This window comes from Halorhodospira halophila SL1 (assembly GCF_000015585.1).
GTDB classification, from domain to species: domain Bacteria; phylum Pseudomonadota; class Gammaproteobacteria; order Nitrococcales; family Halorhodospiraceae; genus Halorhodospira; species Halorhodospira halophila.
In genome coordinates, this window is sequence record NC_008789.1 from 1,905,551 (window position 1) to 1,922,371 (window position 16,821).

12 protein-coding genes are annotated in these 16,821 nt (G+C 68.3%); 3 read left to right on the top strand and 9 right to left on the bottom strand.

Going from position 1 to position 16,821, the window contains the following annotated elements; genetic code table 11:
• Positions 1 to 9: 9 nt before the first annotated feature.
• The 3 genes from HHAL_RS08755 to HHAL_RS08765 are packed head-to-tail and all read right to left on the bottom strand — an operon-like array spanning position 10 to position 6,484.
• Positions 10 to 3,126 (bottom strand): efflux RND transporter permease subunit, encoded by a 3,117-nt coding sequence (locus HHAL_RS08755; RefSeq protein WP_011814524.1) that lies wholly within the window; start codon positions 3,124 to 3,126, stop codon positions 10 to 12.
• The gene (locus HHAL_RS08760) at positions 3,123 to 4,223 is read right to left on the bottom strand and encodes an efflux RND transporter periplasmic adaptor subunit (protein WP_011814525.1); all 1,101 of its coding nucleotides are present in this window, start codon (positions 4,221 to 4,223) and stop codon (positions 3,123 to 3,125) included. The genes HHAL_RS08755 and HHAL_RS08760 overlap by 4 nt, the downstream gene beginning before the upstream one ends.
• Positions 4,224 to 4,273: 50 nt before the next feature.
• The gene (locus tag HHAL_RS08765) at positions 4,274 to 6,484 is read right to left on the bottom strand and encodes a RelA/SpoT family protein (RefSeq protein WP_011814526.1); all 2,211 of its coding nucleotides are present in this window, start codon (positions 6,482 to 6,484) and stop codon (positions 4,274 to 4,276) included.
• Between the two features lie 169 nt (positions 6,485 to 6,653).
• On the opposite strand from HHAL_RS08765, the gene lexA reads away from it, so the two are divergent.
• The 3 genes from lexA to HHAL_RS08780 are packed head-to-tail and all read left to right on the top strand — an operon-like array spanning position 6,654 to position 9,519.
• Positions 6,654 to 7,334 carry a transcriptional repressor LexA gene (lexA, locus tag HHAL_RS08770; protein ID WP_011814527.1) on the top strand — a complete coding sequence of 227 codons (681 nt, stop codon included), beginning with the start codon at positions 6,654 to 6,656 and terminating at the stop codon, positions 7,332 to 7,334.
• 12 nt (positions 7,335 to 7,346) lie between these two features.
• On the top strand, positions 7,347 to 8,183 hold the full coding sequence (imuA, locus tag HHAL_RS08775) for a translesion DNA synthesis-associated protein ImuA (protein WP_011814528.1): 837 nt from the start codon (positions 7,347 to 7,349) through the stop codon (positions 8,181 to 8,183).
• A gap of 37 nt (positions 8,184 to 8,220) precedes the next feature.
• Positions 8,221 to 9,519: a Y-family DNA polymerase gene (locus tag HHAL_RS08780; protein WP_011814529.1), complete on the top strand. Its 1,299-nt coding sequence runs from the start codon at positions 8,221 to 8,223 to the stop codon at positions 9,517 to 9,519.
• Between the two features lie 5 nt (positions 9,520 to 9,524).
• On the opposite strand, the gene HHAL_RS08785 is transcribed toward HHAL_RS08780, so the two are convergent.
• The 6 genes from HHAL_RS08785 to infB form a co-directional block, all read right to left on the bottom strand.
• On the bottom strand, positions 9,525 to 10,175 hold the full coding sequence (locus tag HHAL_RS08785; RefSeq protein WP_011814530.1) for a nicotinamidase: 651 nt from the start codon (positions 10,173 to 10,175) through the stop codon (positions 9,525 to 9,527).
• A gap of 98 nt (positions 10,176 to 10,273) precedes the next feature.
• Positions 10,274 to 12,361 carry a polyribonucleotide nucleotidyltransferase gene (gene pnp, locus HHAL_RS08790; protein ID WP_187147895.1) on the bottom strand — a complete coding sequence of 696 codons (2,088 nt, stop codon included), beginning with the start codon at positions 12,359 to 12,361 and terminating at the stop codon, positions 10,274 to 10,276.
• Positions 12,362 to 12,401: 40 nt separating this feature from the next.
• The gene (rpsO, locus tag HHAL_RS08795) at positions 12,402 to 12,671 is read right to left on the bottom strand and encodes a 30S ribosomal protein S15 (protein WP_011814532.1); all 270 of its coding nucleotides are present in this window, start codon (positions 12,669 to 12,671) and stop codon (positions 12,402 to 12,404) included.
• A 126-nt stretch (positions 12,672 to 12,797) separates the two neighbouring features.
• Positions 12,798 to 13,712, bottom strand: coding sequence for a tRNA pseudouridine(55) synthase TruB (gene truB, locus HHAL_RS08800; protein ID WP_011814533.1), 915 nt, complete (start codon positions 13,710 to 13,712; stop codon positions 12,798 to 12,800).
• A 7-nt stretch (positions 13,713 to 13,719) separates the two neighbouring features.
• Positions 13,720 to 14,100: a 30S ribosome-binding factor RbfA gene (gene rbfA / locus HHAL_RS08805; protein ID WP_011814534.1), complete on the bottom strand. Its 381-nt coding sequence runs from the start codon at positions 14,098 to 14,100 to the stop codon at positions 13,720 to 13,722.
• A gap of 7 nt (positions 14,101 to 14,107) precedes the next feature.
• Complete coding sequence (infB, locus tag HHAL_RS08810; protein ID WP_011814535.1) at positions 14,108 to 16,780, bottom strand: translation initiation factor IF-2; 2,673 nt, start codon at positions 16,778 to 16,780, stop codon at positions 14,108 to 14,110.
• Between the last annotated feature and the right edge of the window lie 41 nt (positions 16,781 to 16,821).

The following is a 16,821-nucleotide window of genomic DNA, read 5'->3' on the forward strand; positions in this document are numbered from 1 at the left end:
TCCCTGAGTTCAGACCCTGCCTCGAGGCGGACCCGAGGCGTGCTCCAGGCGCTCCAATTCGGCTCCGACCACGTTGACCGGCGTGGTATACCGCGCCAGCCAATCATAAAGCACCGGGATGACGAACAGCGTCAGCAGGGTAGCGAATCCCATCCCGCCGATGATCACCGTACCGATGGCAGCCCGGCTCTCCGCCCCGGCACCCAGGGCCAGGACCAGGGGGACCGCCCCGAAGACCGTGGAGACGGCGGTCATCAACACCGGGCGGAAGCGCAGGGCGGCCCCGGCGTGGATCGCCTCGCGCACGGTGTAGCCCTGGTCCCGGAGCTGATTGGCGAACTCGACGATCAGGATCCCGTTCTTGGTCATCAGGCCGATGAGCAGGATCATACCGATCTGGCTGTAGAGGTTCAGGCTGCCGCCGCTGAGCAGGAGCGCGCCGAGGGCGCCGGTAATGGCCAGGGGCACGGCGGTCATGATGATCAGCGGGTGGATGAAGCTCTCGAACTGCGCCGAGAGCACCAGGAAGACGATCAGCAGGGCCAGGCCGAAGGTGAGGAACACAGCGCCGCCGGCGCGCTTGAACTCATCCGACAGCCCCAGGTAGCTGACCCGCGCCGTCGCCGGCAACTCCTCGGCAGCCACCTGCTCGAGATAGGCCAGGGCCGCGCCCAGGTCATAGCCCGGCGCCAGCGACGCGGTGAGCGTCACCGCAGGCAAGCGGTCGACGCGACTGAGCACCGGAGGCGCCCCCTCCTCCTCCAGCGTCACCAGGGCCGAGAGCGGGATCAGTGCCCCGTCATTGAGGCTGCGCACGTGCAGGCGATCGAGGTCGGCGGGGTAGCGCCGGTCGCCGGCCTCGGCCTGCAGCATGACGTCGTACTCCCGGCCCCGATCCAGGTAGGCCGTCACGGTGCGCGACGCCAGTAGGGTCTGCACGGTACGCCCCAGCGCCTCGGCACTGACCCCGAGGTCGGCGGCCCGATCCCGGTCGATCCGCACGTTCAGCTGCGGACGCGTTGCGTCGTAGCTGCTGTCGAGATTGAGCAGCCGCGGGTTGTCGGCCCGGGCCCGATCCAGCACCCGCTCGGCCCAATCGGCCACCTCGTGGTAATCGGTGCCGCCGATGACGAACTGCACCGGTTGCTGGAAACCGCTCTGGCCGAGCCCTGGCGGGTTCACAGCGAAGGCACGCACACCGGGCACAGTCATCAGCCGAGGCATGGTCTCGGCGACGATCTGCTGTTGGCTACGCGAGCGCTCCGCCCAGTCCTCCAAGCCGACAATGATGAAGGCGCTGTTGGCGCGCCCACCAAAACCGAGGATGGTCAGCACGCGACGGGCCTCGCCGGTGTCCTCGCGCAGGGGGCGCAGAATCGCCTCCAGCTCGCGCACACTCGCGTCCGTGTGCGCCGCGGTGCTGCCCTCCGGCGCGCTGGCCGGGACGATGAACACCCCGCGATCCTCGGTGGGGATCAGCTCCTGAGGCAGTGCCTGGTACAGGGCGTAGGCGCCCACGGCGGCGGCCACCCCGACGCCGAGCACGGCGATGGGCATCCCCAGGGCGCGACCGAGCAGGCGGCGGTAGCCGAGTGTCAGACCGGTCAAGACGCGTTCGGTGGCCACCTGCAGCCGCCCCGGGTGCTCCGCGCGAGGGCGCAGCCACTTGGAGCAGAGCATGCCGGTCAGGGTCAGGGCGACGAAGCTGGAGAAGACCACCGCCGCCGCCAGCACCAGCCCGAACTCAGTGAACAGCCGCCCCACATTGCCCTCCATGAAGGCGATGGGCACGAAGACTGCTACCAGGGAGATGGTGGTGGCGATGACCGCGAACCCCACCTGCCGCACGCCGCGGTAGGCCGCCAGCAAGGGCGGCTCGCCCTCATCGATGCGCCGCTGGATGTTCTCCAGCACCACGATGGCGTCGTCGACCACCAGCCCGATGGCCAGGATCAGGGCCAGCAGCGTCAGCACATTCAGTGAGAACCCCAGGGGAGCCATGACGGTGAAGGCACCAATCACCGCCACCGGGATGGTCACCGAAGGGATCAGGGTCGCCCGCAGGCTGCGGAGGAAGATGAAGATGGTCAGGACCACGAGAGCCACGGCGATCAGCAGGGTGCGCACAACCTCGCGGATCGACTGACGCACGAACTGCGATTCATCGTAACCGACGACCAGGCGCAGATCGCCGGGCAGCTGCTCCTCGATCCGCGCCATCTCCTCGAGTACGGCATCGGCAACGGCGATGGTGTTGGCACGGGACTGCCGGATGACGCCCAGGCCTACGGCGGTCTCACCGTTCAGGCGCACGGCGGTGTCGTCGTCTTCGACGCCCCGCTCCACTCGCGCCACTTCCTCCAGACGGACCAGCTCGTCACCGCGGCGCTCGATTACCAGCCGGGCGAACGCGTCGCGGTCGCGCAATCGAGTGTCGGTCCGCACGGTCAGCTGCCGGGCGGTCGACTCGATCTCGCCGGCAGGCAACTCGATATTCTCGCGGCGCAGGGCGTTCTCCACGTCCTCGACGGTTAGATCACGGGCCGCCAGGGCGTCACTGTCGAGCCAGACGCGCATGGCGTAGCGGCGCTCGCCACCAATGCGCACCCGCGCCACACCGTCAAGCACCGAGAGACGATCGACCAGTTGTCGATCGGCGTAGTCGGTCATCTCCTCGGGGGTCATCCGGCTGCTGCTTAGCGACAACCACATCATCGGCCGGGCATCGGCCTCGGTCTTGGCGACGACCGGCGGGTCGGCATCCACCGGCAAGTCATCGAGGATCCGCCCGATGGCGTCGCGCACATCGTTGGCCGCAGCGTCGATATCCCGCCCCAGCTCGAATTCGATGTTCGTCTCCCCCCGCCCGTCGCGGCTCTCCGAGGTCATCGAACGGATGCCGTCGACGCTGCTCACTGCCGACTCGATCCGCTCGGTGATCTCGGTGTCGATCACCGCCGGGGCGGCACCGGTATAGCGGGTCTCGATGGAGACCAGCGGGGGATCGATGTCGGGGTACTCGCGTACCGGCAACTGAGCGAGGGAGGCGATGCCGAGGACGACGATCAACACGCTGGCCACGGTGGCCAGGACGGGACGACGGATCGCAATGTCGGAGAGGATCAACGGGCCGCCTCGGCCAAGCCACTGCCATTCGCCGCATCACCGGCCGGACGGTTACGTACCCGGACCCGGGTGCCGTCACTCAGACGCTGGTGGCCCAGGGCGACCACCCGATCCGCGGGCTCGAGTCCGGCGCTGATCTCCACCCGGCCGTTCTGACGCTGCCCGATCTCCACATCCACCTGCCGGGCGACACCGTCGGTGATGCGGTAGACGTAGCGTCGGGGCCCGTCGAGGATCAGAGCCTCTTCCGGGATGACAACGGCCTGGCGGCGATCGAGTTCCAGCTCCACCTGCAGGAACATCCCGGGTTTGAGGCGGCCGTCCCGGTTGTCGATCTCGGACTCCAGGCGCAGGGTCCGGGTCACCGGATCGATCCGGCTGTCGATCCGGTGCAGTACCCCGGAGAAACGGTGCTCGGGAAATCCGGCACTGCCGGCCGTCACCGCCAGGCCGGTCTCGAGTCGCCCGAGCAGGCGCTCGGGAACGGTAAAGACAAGCCGCAGGATCTCGGTATCATCCAGGGTGGTCACCACGGTCTGCGGGTCGACGTAGGCACCGAGGCTCAGCCCGCGCATACCGACCACGCCCGCGAAAGGGGCGTGAATGCGGCGCTCGCGGAGTTGGACCTCGGCCACCCGGACCTGGGCACTGGCCACGGCGACAGCAGCTGCCAGGGTGTCCACATCCTGCTCGGTGACATCCCCGGTCTCCCGCAAGGTACGAGCGCGACGCAGCTGTGCCTGCACATCCTCTAGGTGGGCCCGGGCCTCCTCCAGGGCCGCCCGCTCGCGCTCGGCGTCGAGCTCAAGCAGGATCTGCCCGGCTTCCACTGCCGCGCCTTCCTCGAAACCGATGGCGGTGATCCGGCCCGCCGTTTCGGTCACCACATCCAAGGCCTCCCGGGCACGGGCGGTTCCCGTCGCCCGGAAGGTGTCCCGGATCACGGCCCGCTCGGCATCGGCGGCCTCCACCACCACTTCGCGCCCTGCGGGGGGACCTGCCTGGGACGCCGGCTCGCCGCGGGTCAGCCAATAACCGCCGAAAGCCACCCCGGCAATCAGCAGGGCAGCGAAGAGGATCTGGTAAGCGGGACGCATGGTGACTCCTGGCCGGGGCCGTGGATGGCCACGGCTATATTAGCCGCCCCTTATGTGCCGCGCCATACGCGCTCCACCCGCTCACTGGATGAAAGCTTGGCCATCAACCGCGAGAGCTGCTGGACGTCACTGACCTGCACGTCGATATCGATGCGGTAGGCGTCCGCCGGCTCCGCATGGGTCTGTACCCCATCCAGGCGTACCCCTTCGTGGCCACAAAGGCGGGTGATCTCGCTCAACGGCCCGTCCAGCACGCCGGTACGGACGTGGATGCGCACCGGGTACCGACCGGCAGGGGCCGTACGCCAGTTGACGTCGAGCAGACGCTCTGGCTCGCGCTCACGCAGCTGCTCGACGTTGCGGCAATCCTGGCGGTGGATCGTTACCCCCGCCCCCCGGGTAATGAACCCGATAATCGGATCCCCCGGGGCCGGACTGCAGCAACGGGCCATGCGAGTCAACAGGTTGCCGACCCCCTCCACGGTGATATCGCCGTCGCCACCGGGTTTCTCGGTAGCGCGGGGCCGCTCGGGCGCAGAGGCGGGTTCGGGCTGCTGGGGCAGCAACCGGTCGCGCAACAGGGCTGCGATCTGCCCGGGGGTCACCTCGCCGCGACCCAGGGCCGAGAGGAACAGCTCCACCCGGGTATAGCGGCTGCGCCGGACCACCTCTTCGGTGCTGACGTCCTCCAGACCTAGACGGCGCAACTCCTTGTCCAGGGCCTGGCGGCCGGCGGCCACGTTCTTGTCGTGATCGCGCTGACGGAACCAGGTGCGCACCTTGGTGCGGGCCCGGTTGGTGTAGAGATAGCCCAGCTCCGGATTGATCCAGTCGCGGCTCGGTCGCTCCTCGCGGCTGGTCAGGATCTCGACTCGATCCCCGTTGTCCAGGGCACGGGTCAGCGGCGCGATCCGGTTATTGATCTTGGCCCCGCGGCAGCGGTGCCCGAGGCCGGTATGGATGTGATAAGCAAAATCCAGCGCTGTCGCCCCGCGCGGCAGATCGATCACGTCGCCGCCGGGAGTCAGGGCGTAGACCCGATCGGCGAAGACCTCGGCACGGACACGATCGACGAAATCCCCCTCGTCGTCTTCATCCTCTCGCCCCCACTCTAGGATCTGACGCAGCCAGGCGATCTTCTGCTCGAATTCGGCATCCTGCTTGCCGCCCTCCTTGTAGCGCCAGTGGGCGGCAATGCCCAGCTCGGCCTCGGCGTGCATCTCGTGGGTACGGATCTGCACCTCCACCGCTTTGCCCTCGGGGCCGGCCACCGCGGTATGCAGCGAACGGTAGTTGTTCTCCTTGGGGGTTGCGATGTAGTCATCGAACTCCCGCGGGATCGGCGTCCACAGGCCGTGGACGATCCCCAGGGCGGCGTAGCAGGTGCGCTCGTCATCGACGAGGATGCGCACTGCGCGCAGATCGTAGAGATCGTCGAAACGCAGCCCCTTGCGCTGCATCTTCCGATAGATGCTGTAGATGTGCTTGGGACGTCCGTAGACCTCGGCCTTGAGGCCGGCCTCGTCCATGGCCGCCTGCAGCTGGCTGCAGACCTGCTCGATATAGGCCTCGCGGTCGCGCCGGCGCTCGGCCAGGCGTTTGGCCAGATCCATGTAGGCCTCGGGCTCCAGATGCCGAAAAGCCAGGTCTTCCAGCTCCCACTTGAGCTGCCAGATCCCCAACCGGTTGGCCAAGGGTGCATAGATATCCCGGGTCTCGCGGGCCAGGCGCATGCGCCCCTCCTCGTCGAGACCTCGACAGCTGCGCAGATCGTGCAACCGCTCGGCCAGGGCGATGAACACCACGCGGACGTCGCGGGCCATAGCCAGCAGCATCTTGCGCAGCCCCTCGACCCGCTCCCCCTGGATCGCTGCCTCCAGCTCGGCCGAATCGCGGAACCGACCAATGCCGTGCATACGGCACACCCCCTGGGCGAGCTCGGCGATATCACCTCCCAGGTGCTTGCGCAGACCGGCGATGGAGCCTTCCTGCAGCTCCGGCAGATCGTGGATCAGCGCCGCCGCCAGGGTCGCGGCGTCCAGACCCAGCTCGGCCAGGATGGTGGCGGTGTAGACGGCGTGGGCGAAATACGGCTCGCCCGAGTCGCGCAGCCGCTCACCGTAGCCGGCCCGTGCGCGCTCCCAGGCCTGCTCGAGCAGTGCACGGTCGGCGTCACTGACCGACACCGGCAGGCGATGCAGCCACACTGCGGGCTCCAGGGCGGTGACGTCGTCGATATCGGCTAGGGCGGACTGGACCATGGGCCTCGGGGGTTCAAGTTGAGGGTTCACGTTCAGGGTAGGAGAGTTTCAGGCTGCAGCGGCAACGTGACAAGGGACAACAGACACACCGCCGGCCGCTACCCGAGAGGACCAACTGGGCCGATCACCACTGTTGTACATAATACCATCTGTGTATATAGTACTACCCATGGATACTCTTACAGACCGCCAACGCGAAATCCTCGAGCTCATCCGCCGTTCGGTGGCCGAACGGGGATACCCCCCCACTCGCGCCGAGATCTGCCAAAGCCTCGGCTTCCGTTCACCGAACGCTGCCGAATCCCACCTCCGGGCGCTCGCCCGCAAGGGGGCCATCGAGATGCGGCGCGGCGCCTCGCGGGGCATCCGCCTGACCGATGCCTTCGCCGGGGCCGCCCCCGAGCCCTCGCCGGCAACCGACGACCCGAACGCTGGACTGCCGGTGGTCGGGCGGGTGGCCGCCGGCAGTCCCCTGCTGGCCGAGGAAAGCATCGAGCGCTACTGCCAGGTCGACGCTTCACTATTCTCCCCACCGGCCGATTACCTACTGCGTGTGCGCGGTGAAAGCATGCGCGATGCCGGCATCCTGGACGGGGATCTGCTCGCCGTCCGCCGCGACACCGAGGCACGGGACGGGCAGATCGTGGTGGTTCGCCTCCACGACGAGGTGACCGTCAAGTTCCTGGAGCGCTGCAATGGCGTCCTGCGGCTGATTCCCGCCCATCCGGACTACCCGGTCATCGAGGTGGCGGCGGACGGCCAGGATGCCGTACTCGAGGGCATCGGCGTGGGCGTACTGCGTAGCCCGCTCGATCCCAGAGGCCCGGAAGGTAACGCGGCATCCGACTGAGGAGGCGCAACCGTGAGCGAAGCTGCCCTGCAACCGCTGCTGGACGATCCGCGCATCTGGCGCCCCGGCCGCCGGACCGAAACCGCCCGGCACGCCGCCCTGGGTACCGGCTATCCGGAGCTGGATGCTGCCCTGCCCGATGGTGGCTGGCCGCTGGGCACCGTCACCGAGATCTTCCACCAGCAGCCCGCCATCGGCGAACTCCAGCTGATCCTGCCCTCCCTGGCAGCACTGAGCCGACGCAGACAGTGGCTGGCCCTGGTCGCTCCCCCCTACATCCCCTACGCTCCCGGGCTGGCCCACGCCGGCGTGGACCTCTCGCGGGTCTTGCTCATCCACCCCCGAGCCCACGAGGACCACCTCTGGGCCATCGAGCAGGCCCTGCGGAGCGGGACCTGCGGTGCGGTGGTGGGCTGGCCCCGGCAGGCCGACCGGACCACCCTGCGCCGGCTGCAGCTGGCCGCCGAGACCGGTGGTAGCTGGGCCGCACTGTTTCGTCCGCACAGCGCACGGCACCAGGCCTCCACGGCGGCGATCCGCCTGGCCCTGCAACCGGAGGAAGACGCCACCCTTGGCATCGACCTGCTCAAATGCCGAGGCGGGCAACCGCGCCGGCTGCAGCTTCGCCCGGGGGAGGCCGTACACCCGGCGACCGACGCCCCCGCCGCCACGACCTCGCCGTACCCGGCCCCCCGTGCCGCGGGTGCCACCGGGACGGCTGAACCGCCCCTTCAGGAGGCCCCGTACGGCGATCGCGCCCGCCAGGCTGCGCCACCTCCCCGCGGCCGACCGCGGCGGCAGGCGCCCCGCTCCCGGCGGGCCGCAGGGCAGCTACCCCTCCCTCTGTAGCGCTGGTAGCGCGCCCACGCTGCGACCGACCACCACCATGCCGGAGCCACAGACCAGCCCGTTGTGGCTCGCCGTCCACCTGCCTACGCTCACCGCCGAGGCTCCCTCGGCCTCGGCGGCCCCCACCCTGGAGCAGATCGCCCTATGGGGGCTGGAACTCACCCATCAGGCGAGCCTCGAGCCCCCGGACACCGTCTTCCTCGAGGTCGGCGGCAGCCAGCGCCTGTTCGGCGGCCGGGCCGCGATCCAGCAGCGCGCCCAAGAGGGCCTGCGCGAATTGGGCCAACCCCGGGCCGCACTGGCCGCTGCCCCCACCCCGCAAGGCGCCCGACTGCTCGCCCGGGCCAGCCCCGGGATCTGGCTCACCGACCGCCAGTCGCTCCGCCGCGCGCTGATGCCCCTACCGTGCCACCTCCTCGATCCGACACCGGCCCAGCAGTCCGCACTGAGCACCTTGGGCCTGACGCGGTTGGGCGATTGCCTGCGCATGCCCCGCAGCGGTCTGCGCCGCCGCATCGGCGACCCCCCTATCCGCACCCTGGAGCAGGCCCTCGGCGAGCGCCCCGAGCCGCGCCGCTGCATCCCACCACCCCAGCGCTACCGTGGTCGCCTGGAACTCCCGGCCCCGACCGCAGCCACTCAGGCAACCGGCTTCGCCCTGCAGCGCCTGCTGCGCGCCCTAGTCGGCATGCTTCGCGGCCTCGATGCCGGGATCCAGCAGGCCGCGGTCGCCCTGGAGCACCCGGATGGTCCGGATACGCGGCTGACCCTGGGCTTCCTGCGTCCGACCCGCGACCTGGAGCACATGGCCCACATCGCCCGCCACCGGCTGGAACGCCAGGCACTCCCCGATGTGGCCACCGCCGTCCGTCTCGAGGCGGATCAACTCCTGCCCTACCAAGGGACCAGCGGCGACCTCTTCGAGCGTACGGGCGCCGATGGCGAAGCCGTGCGCACCCTCAGCGAGCGACTCATCGCCCGCTTGGGGGCCGATTGCGTCCAACGCCTGGCTACCTACCCCGACCCACGTCCGGAGCGTGCCTGGTGCCGCCTACCGTTGGAACACCCGGACCGGCCCCCCGCCGCAACGCTGCCGCGGCCGGTCTGGCTCTTGCCACACCCGCGGCGTCTACTCAGCGGCGAGGGCGGAGAACCGCACTGGGGCGGCCCGCTGTGCCTGGAAGCGGGTCCGGAACGGATCGAAAGCGGCTGGTGGGACGACGAGGACGTGGCCCGCGATTACTACGTCGCGCGCGCCCCGGTCGGCAGCCGGCTCTGGGTCTATCGCGACCGTCGCCCGCCCTACGGTTGGCACCTGCACGGCTTCTTTGCCTGAACCGCTCAGGGCACCCCGGTGACGATCTCCACCCCGGCCGCCTGCAGCGTCCGCTGCACCGAGGCGTCGTTGCTGGCATCCACAGGACGGGTCAGATCCCACAGGAAGTGCACCCCGAAGCCCGCCTGGGCCCCGTCCTCCGCGCTCCACAGTGCGCAGTAGTCCCTCGCCAGGCCGCAGACGTAGAGCTGCTCGACACCGAGTTCGCGCAGGTAGCCGGTCAGACCCGTCGACGGCCGCCGTCCATCCGGGGCGAAGTTCTCGCGGAACGCGCTGTACGAGTCGACCAGCGGATCGGTGGCCTTACGCAGGATGAGGTCTGCATGGCGCCATGGGACCCCGTCGTGCAGGGCTGCACCGCGGGTCTCCTGGACACAGTGATCGGGCCAGAGCACCTGGTCGACGCCGTGGAGCTCGATCACCTCGAAGGGGGAACACCCTGGATGGCTGGAGGCAAAGGAGATGTGCCCCGGTGGGTGCCAGTCCTGGGTCGCCACCACGTAGCGGCTGGGCGCCCGCTCCAGCAGGCGGGCAATGGGGGGGACCACTTCGTCGCCGCCCTGGGTCGGCAACGCACCGCCGGGCATAAAGTCCGGCTGGACGTCGACGACGAGCAACGCGGCGTGCTCCGCGTCTCTTAGCTTGGCTTCAACCACCGCAACCTCCCGACGATCGGTCGGCACCCCCTTCAGGGTAGCCGCCGCGGCGCCGGCAGCAAGCCGACACCGCAGCGATTGCAGTGGTCCGGCGGCCGTTACTCCTCTTCGACGGCCTTCATCGACAGCCGGATCCGGCCCTGACGATCGACCTCGAGCACCTTGACCCGGACCGAGTCGCCCTCCGAAAGCTCGTCGGCGACGTTCTCGACCCGGTTGTTGGAGATCTGCGAGATATGCACCAAGCCATCCCGACCGGGCAGGATGTTGACGAAGGCGCCGAAGTCCATGAGCTTCGCAACCTTGCCATCGTAGACCTTGCCCACCTCGACATCGGCGGTCAGCAGCTCGATGCGCTTCTTCGCCTCTTCGGCGGCCGCCTTGTCCGCCGAGGCGATGGTCACCACGCCCTCGTCGCTGATGTCGATGTTGGTACCGGTCTCCTCGGTCAGCCCACGGATGGTCGCACCGCCCTTGCCGATCACGTCCCGGATACGCTCCGGGTCAATCCTCATGGTCAGCAGCCGCGGGGCGTACTCGGACATCTGCTCGCGCGGCTTGTCGATCACCTGATTCATCTGCTCGAGGATATGCAGCCGGCCGGAGCGCGCCTGATCCAGGGCCTGTTCCATGATCTCCCGGGTGATCCCGTCGATCTTGATGTCCATCTGCAGCGCAGTGACACCATCCTTGCTACCGGCAACCTTGAAGTCCATGTCACCGAGGTGGTCCTCGTCGCCAAGGATGTCGGTGAGCACGGCGAACTCGTCGCCTTCCTTGATCAGGCCCATGGCGATACCAGCCACCTGAGCCTTCAGCGGCACGCCGGCATCCATCAGCGACAGACTGGTGCCACAGACGGTGGCCATCGAAGACGACCCGTTGGACTCCGTGACCTCCGAGACCACGCGAATCACGTAGGGGAACTCCTCGTCGGAGGGCATCACCGCTTCAACACCGCGCTTGGCCAGCTTGCCGTGGCCGATTTCGCGCCGCTTCGGCGTGCCGATGAAGCCAGTCTCGCCCACGCAGTACGGCGGGAAGTTGTAGTGCAGCATAAACGGCTCGCGCCGCTCGCCCTCCAGCGCATCGATGACCTGAGCATCCCGGCCTGTACCGAGCGTGCTGACCACGATCGCCTGGGTCTCGCCGCGGGTGAAGATCGCCGAGCCGTGGGTCCGCGGCAGGACACCGGCCTGCACGTTGAGCGGGCGCACCGTCTGGTTGTCGCGGCCATCGATGCGGGGATGACCGGCCAGAATCCGGCCCCGGACGATCTTCTTCTCGAGCGTCTTGAACGCCTCTCCGACATCGCCGGCGCCCCAGCCTTCACGCTCCTCGTCGGCCAGCGCCTCCACCGCCTTGTCGCGCAGGGCGCCAACCCGCTCACTGCGCTCCTGCTTGTCGGCGATCTGGTAAGCGGCCTCGAGGTCCGAACGCACCAGCTCTGCCACCGCCGAGTCCAGCGACTCGTTCTTCGCCGGCGGCTGCCAGTCCCAACGCGGCTTGCCCGCCTCAGCGGCCAGATCGTTGATGGTATCGATGGCCACCTGCATCTGCTCGTGCCCGTAGAGCACGGCGTCGAGCATCGTGCTCTCCGGCAGCAGATTGGCCTCGGACTCGACCATCAGGACCGCATCCTGGGTGCCGGCCACGACCAGATCCAGATCCGACTCCGCCGTCTGACTGAAGGTCGGGTTGAGTACGAACTCGCCGTCGAGGTGACCAACCCGGCAGGCACCGATGGGCCCCTCGAACGGAATGCCGGACAACGCCAGCGCCGCCGAGGTCCCGATCATCGCCGGAATGTCGGCATCCACCTCATCGTTGAGCGAGAGCACCGTGGCGATCACCTGGACCTCCTGGCGGAACCCCTCGGGGAACAGGGGCCGGATCGGCCGGTCGATCAGGCGGCAGGTCAGGGTCTCCTTCTCGGAGGGCCGGCCCTCCCGCTTGAAGAAGCCACCGGGGATACGCCCCGCAGCGTAGGTGCGCTCCTGATAATTGACCGTCAGCGGCAGGAAATCGCGTGCCGCCGCCGGGTCCTTCCTGCCGACCACGGTGACCAGAACCACCGTGTCCGCCATATCGACCAGGACGGCGCCATCGGCCTGACGGGCCACGCCCCCGGTCTCCAGGGTCACCTGGTGCTGACCGAACTGAAAACTCCGCTTGACCGGGGTCAGGGATAGCTGGCTCTCGCTCATCGTTGTTTACCCCTTGCGCTTACTTGCGAATGCCGAGACGCTCGATGACGTCCTGATAACGGCCCCGATCCTTGCGCTTGAGGTAATCGAGCAGCTTGCGGCGCTGACTGACCAGCTTCAGCAGACCCTGCCGGGAGTGGTGATCCTGCTTGTGCACCGAGAAGTGCTCGGTGAGGTGCTGGATTCGAGCCGAGAGCAGCGCGATCTGCACTTCGGGCGATCCGGTATCTGAGGGGGAACGCCGGAATTGCTCGACGATCTCCGATTTTTGCTCAGCATTCAGCGACATGTACGACTCCTGACCTGTACGTTCGATTTCGGCCTGTCAATAAAGGCAGCTAGTGTAGCCCTCGCGGGGGCAAGGGAACAAGAATTTGCCACCCGGCGGCGGGGGCTTGCGCAGCACCGCCCCCGTTCAGCGGCGCGCCACCAGGCGCTTGGGCCCGATGCGCCCGTCATCCAGGGCCTGCCCCATGCCCAGGAAGTTGCCGCCGCGATCGTAGAGCCGCAGCCAACCCTCGCTGGGCGCCTTGGGCACAAAGACCGGCTGCCCCTGGACGACAAAGTAGGCGAGATCGTCGGCAAGCTCGACGCCGGTGTACTGCTGGAGGGCCGAGTCCATCGGCAGCAGTGTGGCATCCAGCGCCTCGCGCCCCTGCTCCGCCCGCGCGGCGAGCATCTCTTCGGTCCACATCGCCGGATCCTGGTACGGCCCCAGCCCGAGCCTGCGCAGCGCGCACACGTGTCCCACGGTCCCCAGCGCCTGGGCGATGTCCTCGGCCAGTGTACGGATGTAGGTGCCTTTGGAGCAGTGCACCGACAGCTCCAGCTCATCCCCACGAACCGCCACCAGCTGCAGGTCGTAGATCTCAACCCGGCGGGGTTCGCGCTCGACCTCCACCCCCTGGCGCGCCAGGTCGTAGAGTCGCTGGCCCTGGTGCTTGATGGCCGAGTACATGGGCGGCAGCTGGTCGATGGGGCCGCGAAACCCGGTCAGACCTCGTTCGACCGCCTCCTCGTCCAGCGCGGGGACCTCGGCACGATCGCGTTCCGTGCCCTCCGCGTCGCCGGTGTCTGTGGCCACCCCGAGCTTGCAGGTCACCACGTACCGTTTGTCCGCATCGAGCAGGAACCCGGATACCTTGGTTGCATCGCCGAAGCAGATCGGCAGCAGGCCGGTAGCCAGCGGATCGAGACTGCCCGTGTGCCCAGCCTTGCGCGCCCCGAAGAGCCGCTTAACCTGTTGCAGGGCCTTATTGGAGGTCACGCCAGCCGGCTTGTCGAACAACAGCACGCCGGTGACGTTGCGCCCACCCCGCCTCTTCGCCATTCGCCTTCTACTCCTTGCTCGGTTCGTCGTCTGCCGGCGGCGGCGCCACCTCGTCGATCAGGGCACTCAGCCGCGCACCGCGATCGAAGGCGGTGTCGTGCAGGAAGCGCAGACTGGGCGTGCGCTTGGCGCGGATGCGCCGCGCCACCTGGCTGCGCAGGAAGCCGTGGGCCTTGTTCAGGATATCGATCCCGGCCTGCGCCTCGGCCGCCTCGGCGCCGAGTACGGTGACGTACACGGTGGCGTGCGCCAGGTCGCGACTGACCTGCACCTCCGAGATGGTCACCGACCCGACGCGCGGGTCGTCGACATCGTCTCGGATGACCTCGGCCAGCTCACGACGGAGCTGCTCGGCGATGCGCCGGCTGCGCGGATAGTCCTTGGCCATATGCGCGTTACAGGCTCCGCTGCACCTCGACCCGCTCGTAGCACTCGATCTGGTCGCCGGCACGAACGTCGTTGTAGTTCTTCACGCCGATACCGCACTCGGTGCCGGCGCGCACTTCGTTGACGTCGTCCTTGAAGCGCCGCAGGGACTCCAGCTCGCCCTCGTAGATCACCACGCTGTCACGCAGAACCCGGATCGGGTTGCGGCGGCGAACCACGCCATCGACGACCAGGCAGCCCGCCACCTGGCCGAGCTTCGACGAGCGGAAGACCTCGCGGACCTCCGCGGTGCCCAGGATGTGCTCCTCAAGGGTCGGCTCAAGCATACCGGAGATGGCGTTCTTGACCTGCTCAATGGCGTCGTAGATGACACTGTAGTAGTGCAGGTCGACCCCATGCTCCTGGACCATGCGCTTGGCCGCGGCGTCGGCTCGGACGTTGAACCCGATCATGATCGCCTCAGAGGCCAGCGCCAGGTTGACGTCGGACTCGGTGATGGCGCCAACACCGGAGGAGACCACGCGCACCCGCACCTCCTCGTGAGAGAGGTCTTCCAGCGACTGTCGCAGCGCCTCTGCGGAGCCGTGGACATCGGCCTTGACCAGCAGGTTGATGGTGGAGACCTCATCCTCCTTCATCTGCGAGAAGAGGTTCTCCATCCGGGCGGCCTGCTGCTGCGCCAGACGCTTCTCGCGCTGACGCTCGGAGCGGCTCTCGGCCACTTCGCGCGCCTTGCGCTCGTCCTCGACGACCATGATGTCGTCACCGGCATCCGGCAGGCCGGAGAGGCCCAAAACCTCCACCGGGGTCGACGGACCGGCTTCGTTAACGCGCTTGCCGTGCTCATCGACCAAGGCGCGTACGCGACCGAACTCGGTGCCGGAGATGACCGTGTCGCCGCGATGCAGGTAACCGTTCTGCACCAGCACCGTGGCCACCGGGCCACGGCCCTTGTCCAGGCTCGACTCCAGCACGACCCCGCGCGCCGGGCAATCCTTGACGGCCTTCAGCTCCTGGAGCTCGGCCTGCAGGACAATGGCCTCGATCAGCTCGTCCATGCCTTCACCGGTCATGGCCGAGACGTGGACGAACTGGACGTCGCCACCCCACTCCTCCGGGATGACCTCCATCTGCGAGAGTTCCTGCTTGACGCGGTTGGGGTCCGCGTCCTCCTTGTCCATCTTGTTCACCGCCACGACGATCGGGACCTCGGCGGCGCGGGCGTGCTCGACCGCCTCCTTGGTCTGCGGCATGACACCGTCGTCGGCGGCCACCACCAGCACGACGATGTCGGTCATCTGCGCGCCCCGGGCCCGCATGGCCGTGAAGGCCTGGTGACCGGGCGTATCGAGGAAGGTCGCGCTGCCGTTCTCCCCCTCGACGCGATAAGCGCCGATGTGCTGCGTGATGCCGCCGGCCTCGCCCGAAGCCACCTTGGCGCGGCGGATGTAGTCGAGCAGCGAAGTCTTGCCGTGGTCGACGTGGCCCATGACGGTCACCACCGGCGCACGGCCGATCTGCTCGCCCTCGGGCTGTTCGCCCTGACGCAGCAGCTCCTCCTCGACATCATCATCGCGCTGGAGCTTGGGCTTGTGACCCATCTCCTCGACGAGGATCGCGGCGGTCTCCTGGTCGATGGCCTGGTTGATCGTGGCCATCACGCCCTGTTTCATCATCTCCTTGATCAGGGCGGCAGCCTTGACGCTCATGCGGTCGGCGAGTTCCGCCACAGTGATCGTCTCGGGGATCTCGACCTCACGGACCACCGGCGCCGTCGGCCGCTCAAACTCCTGCTGCAGCTGCTTGGCCGCGGTACCGCCCCCGCGCTTCTTGCCACCACGCCGGGCGCCCGCGCCTCGGCCACCAGCAGGCTGCTCTGCCTTCTTCTTCTTCGGCTTGGCCTCCTGCTTGCGCTGGGCACGCTCCTCGGCTTCGCGCTCACGCTTGGCTTCGAGCTCGGCACGCTTGCGTTCGCGCTCCTCTTCACGCTTCTTGGCTTCGTCCTGCTGGCTCTTGGGCTTCTCCTTGAGCGCCTCGGCCTGGGCGCGAGCGGTCTCATCGGCAGCCGTCTCCTCCGGCTCCGCGGCCTGCACTTCGACGCCGGACTCCTCGACGGCCTCCGCGTCCGCGGCGCTCGGCTCGGCCTCCTCGGCCGGCGCAGCCTCTTCGCTCGGCGCCTGCTCGGCCTCGTCCCCGCCGGTTACGGCCGTATCGCCGGCGCGCTGGGCCTCGGCGGCATCCTCTTCCCGCTTGGCCTCTTCCTGCTCCAGGGCGCGCTCGAGCTGTGCGGCGGCCTCTTCGGCCTCTTCCTGCTTGCGCTTTTCCTCGGCCTCGATGTCGCTGCGCTTGACGTAGGTACGCCGCTTGCGGACCTCGACATTGACGGTCCGCGTCTGCCGTGGGCCGCGGCTCCCCGCATCGCGACCGGCCGGCATCTTCAGCTGACTGTGGCTGCGCCGCTTAAGGGTGATCTTCTTGGGAGACCCGTCAGACCCCCCCCCTTCCTCTTCTTGCTCAGGACTGCCCTGCCGCAGGTGCGCAAGCAGCGTCGCCTTGTCCTCCGCCGAGAGCGCTGCACCGTCGTCGCGCCGACCGAGCCCCGCCGCCTCCAGCTGTGCCTGGAGCCGCTCCACGGGGATCCCTACCGTCTGCGCAAATTCTTTAACCGTCGTTTCCGCCATATAACACTCTCCGGACGCGGCCCAAGTCAGAGACCTCGTCG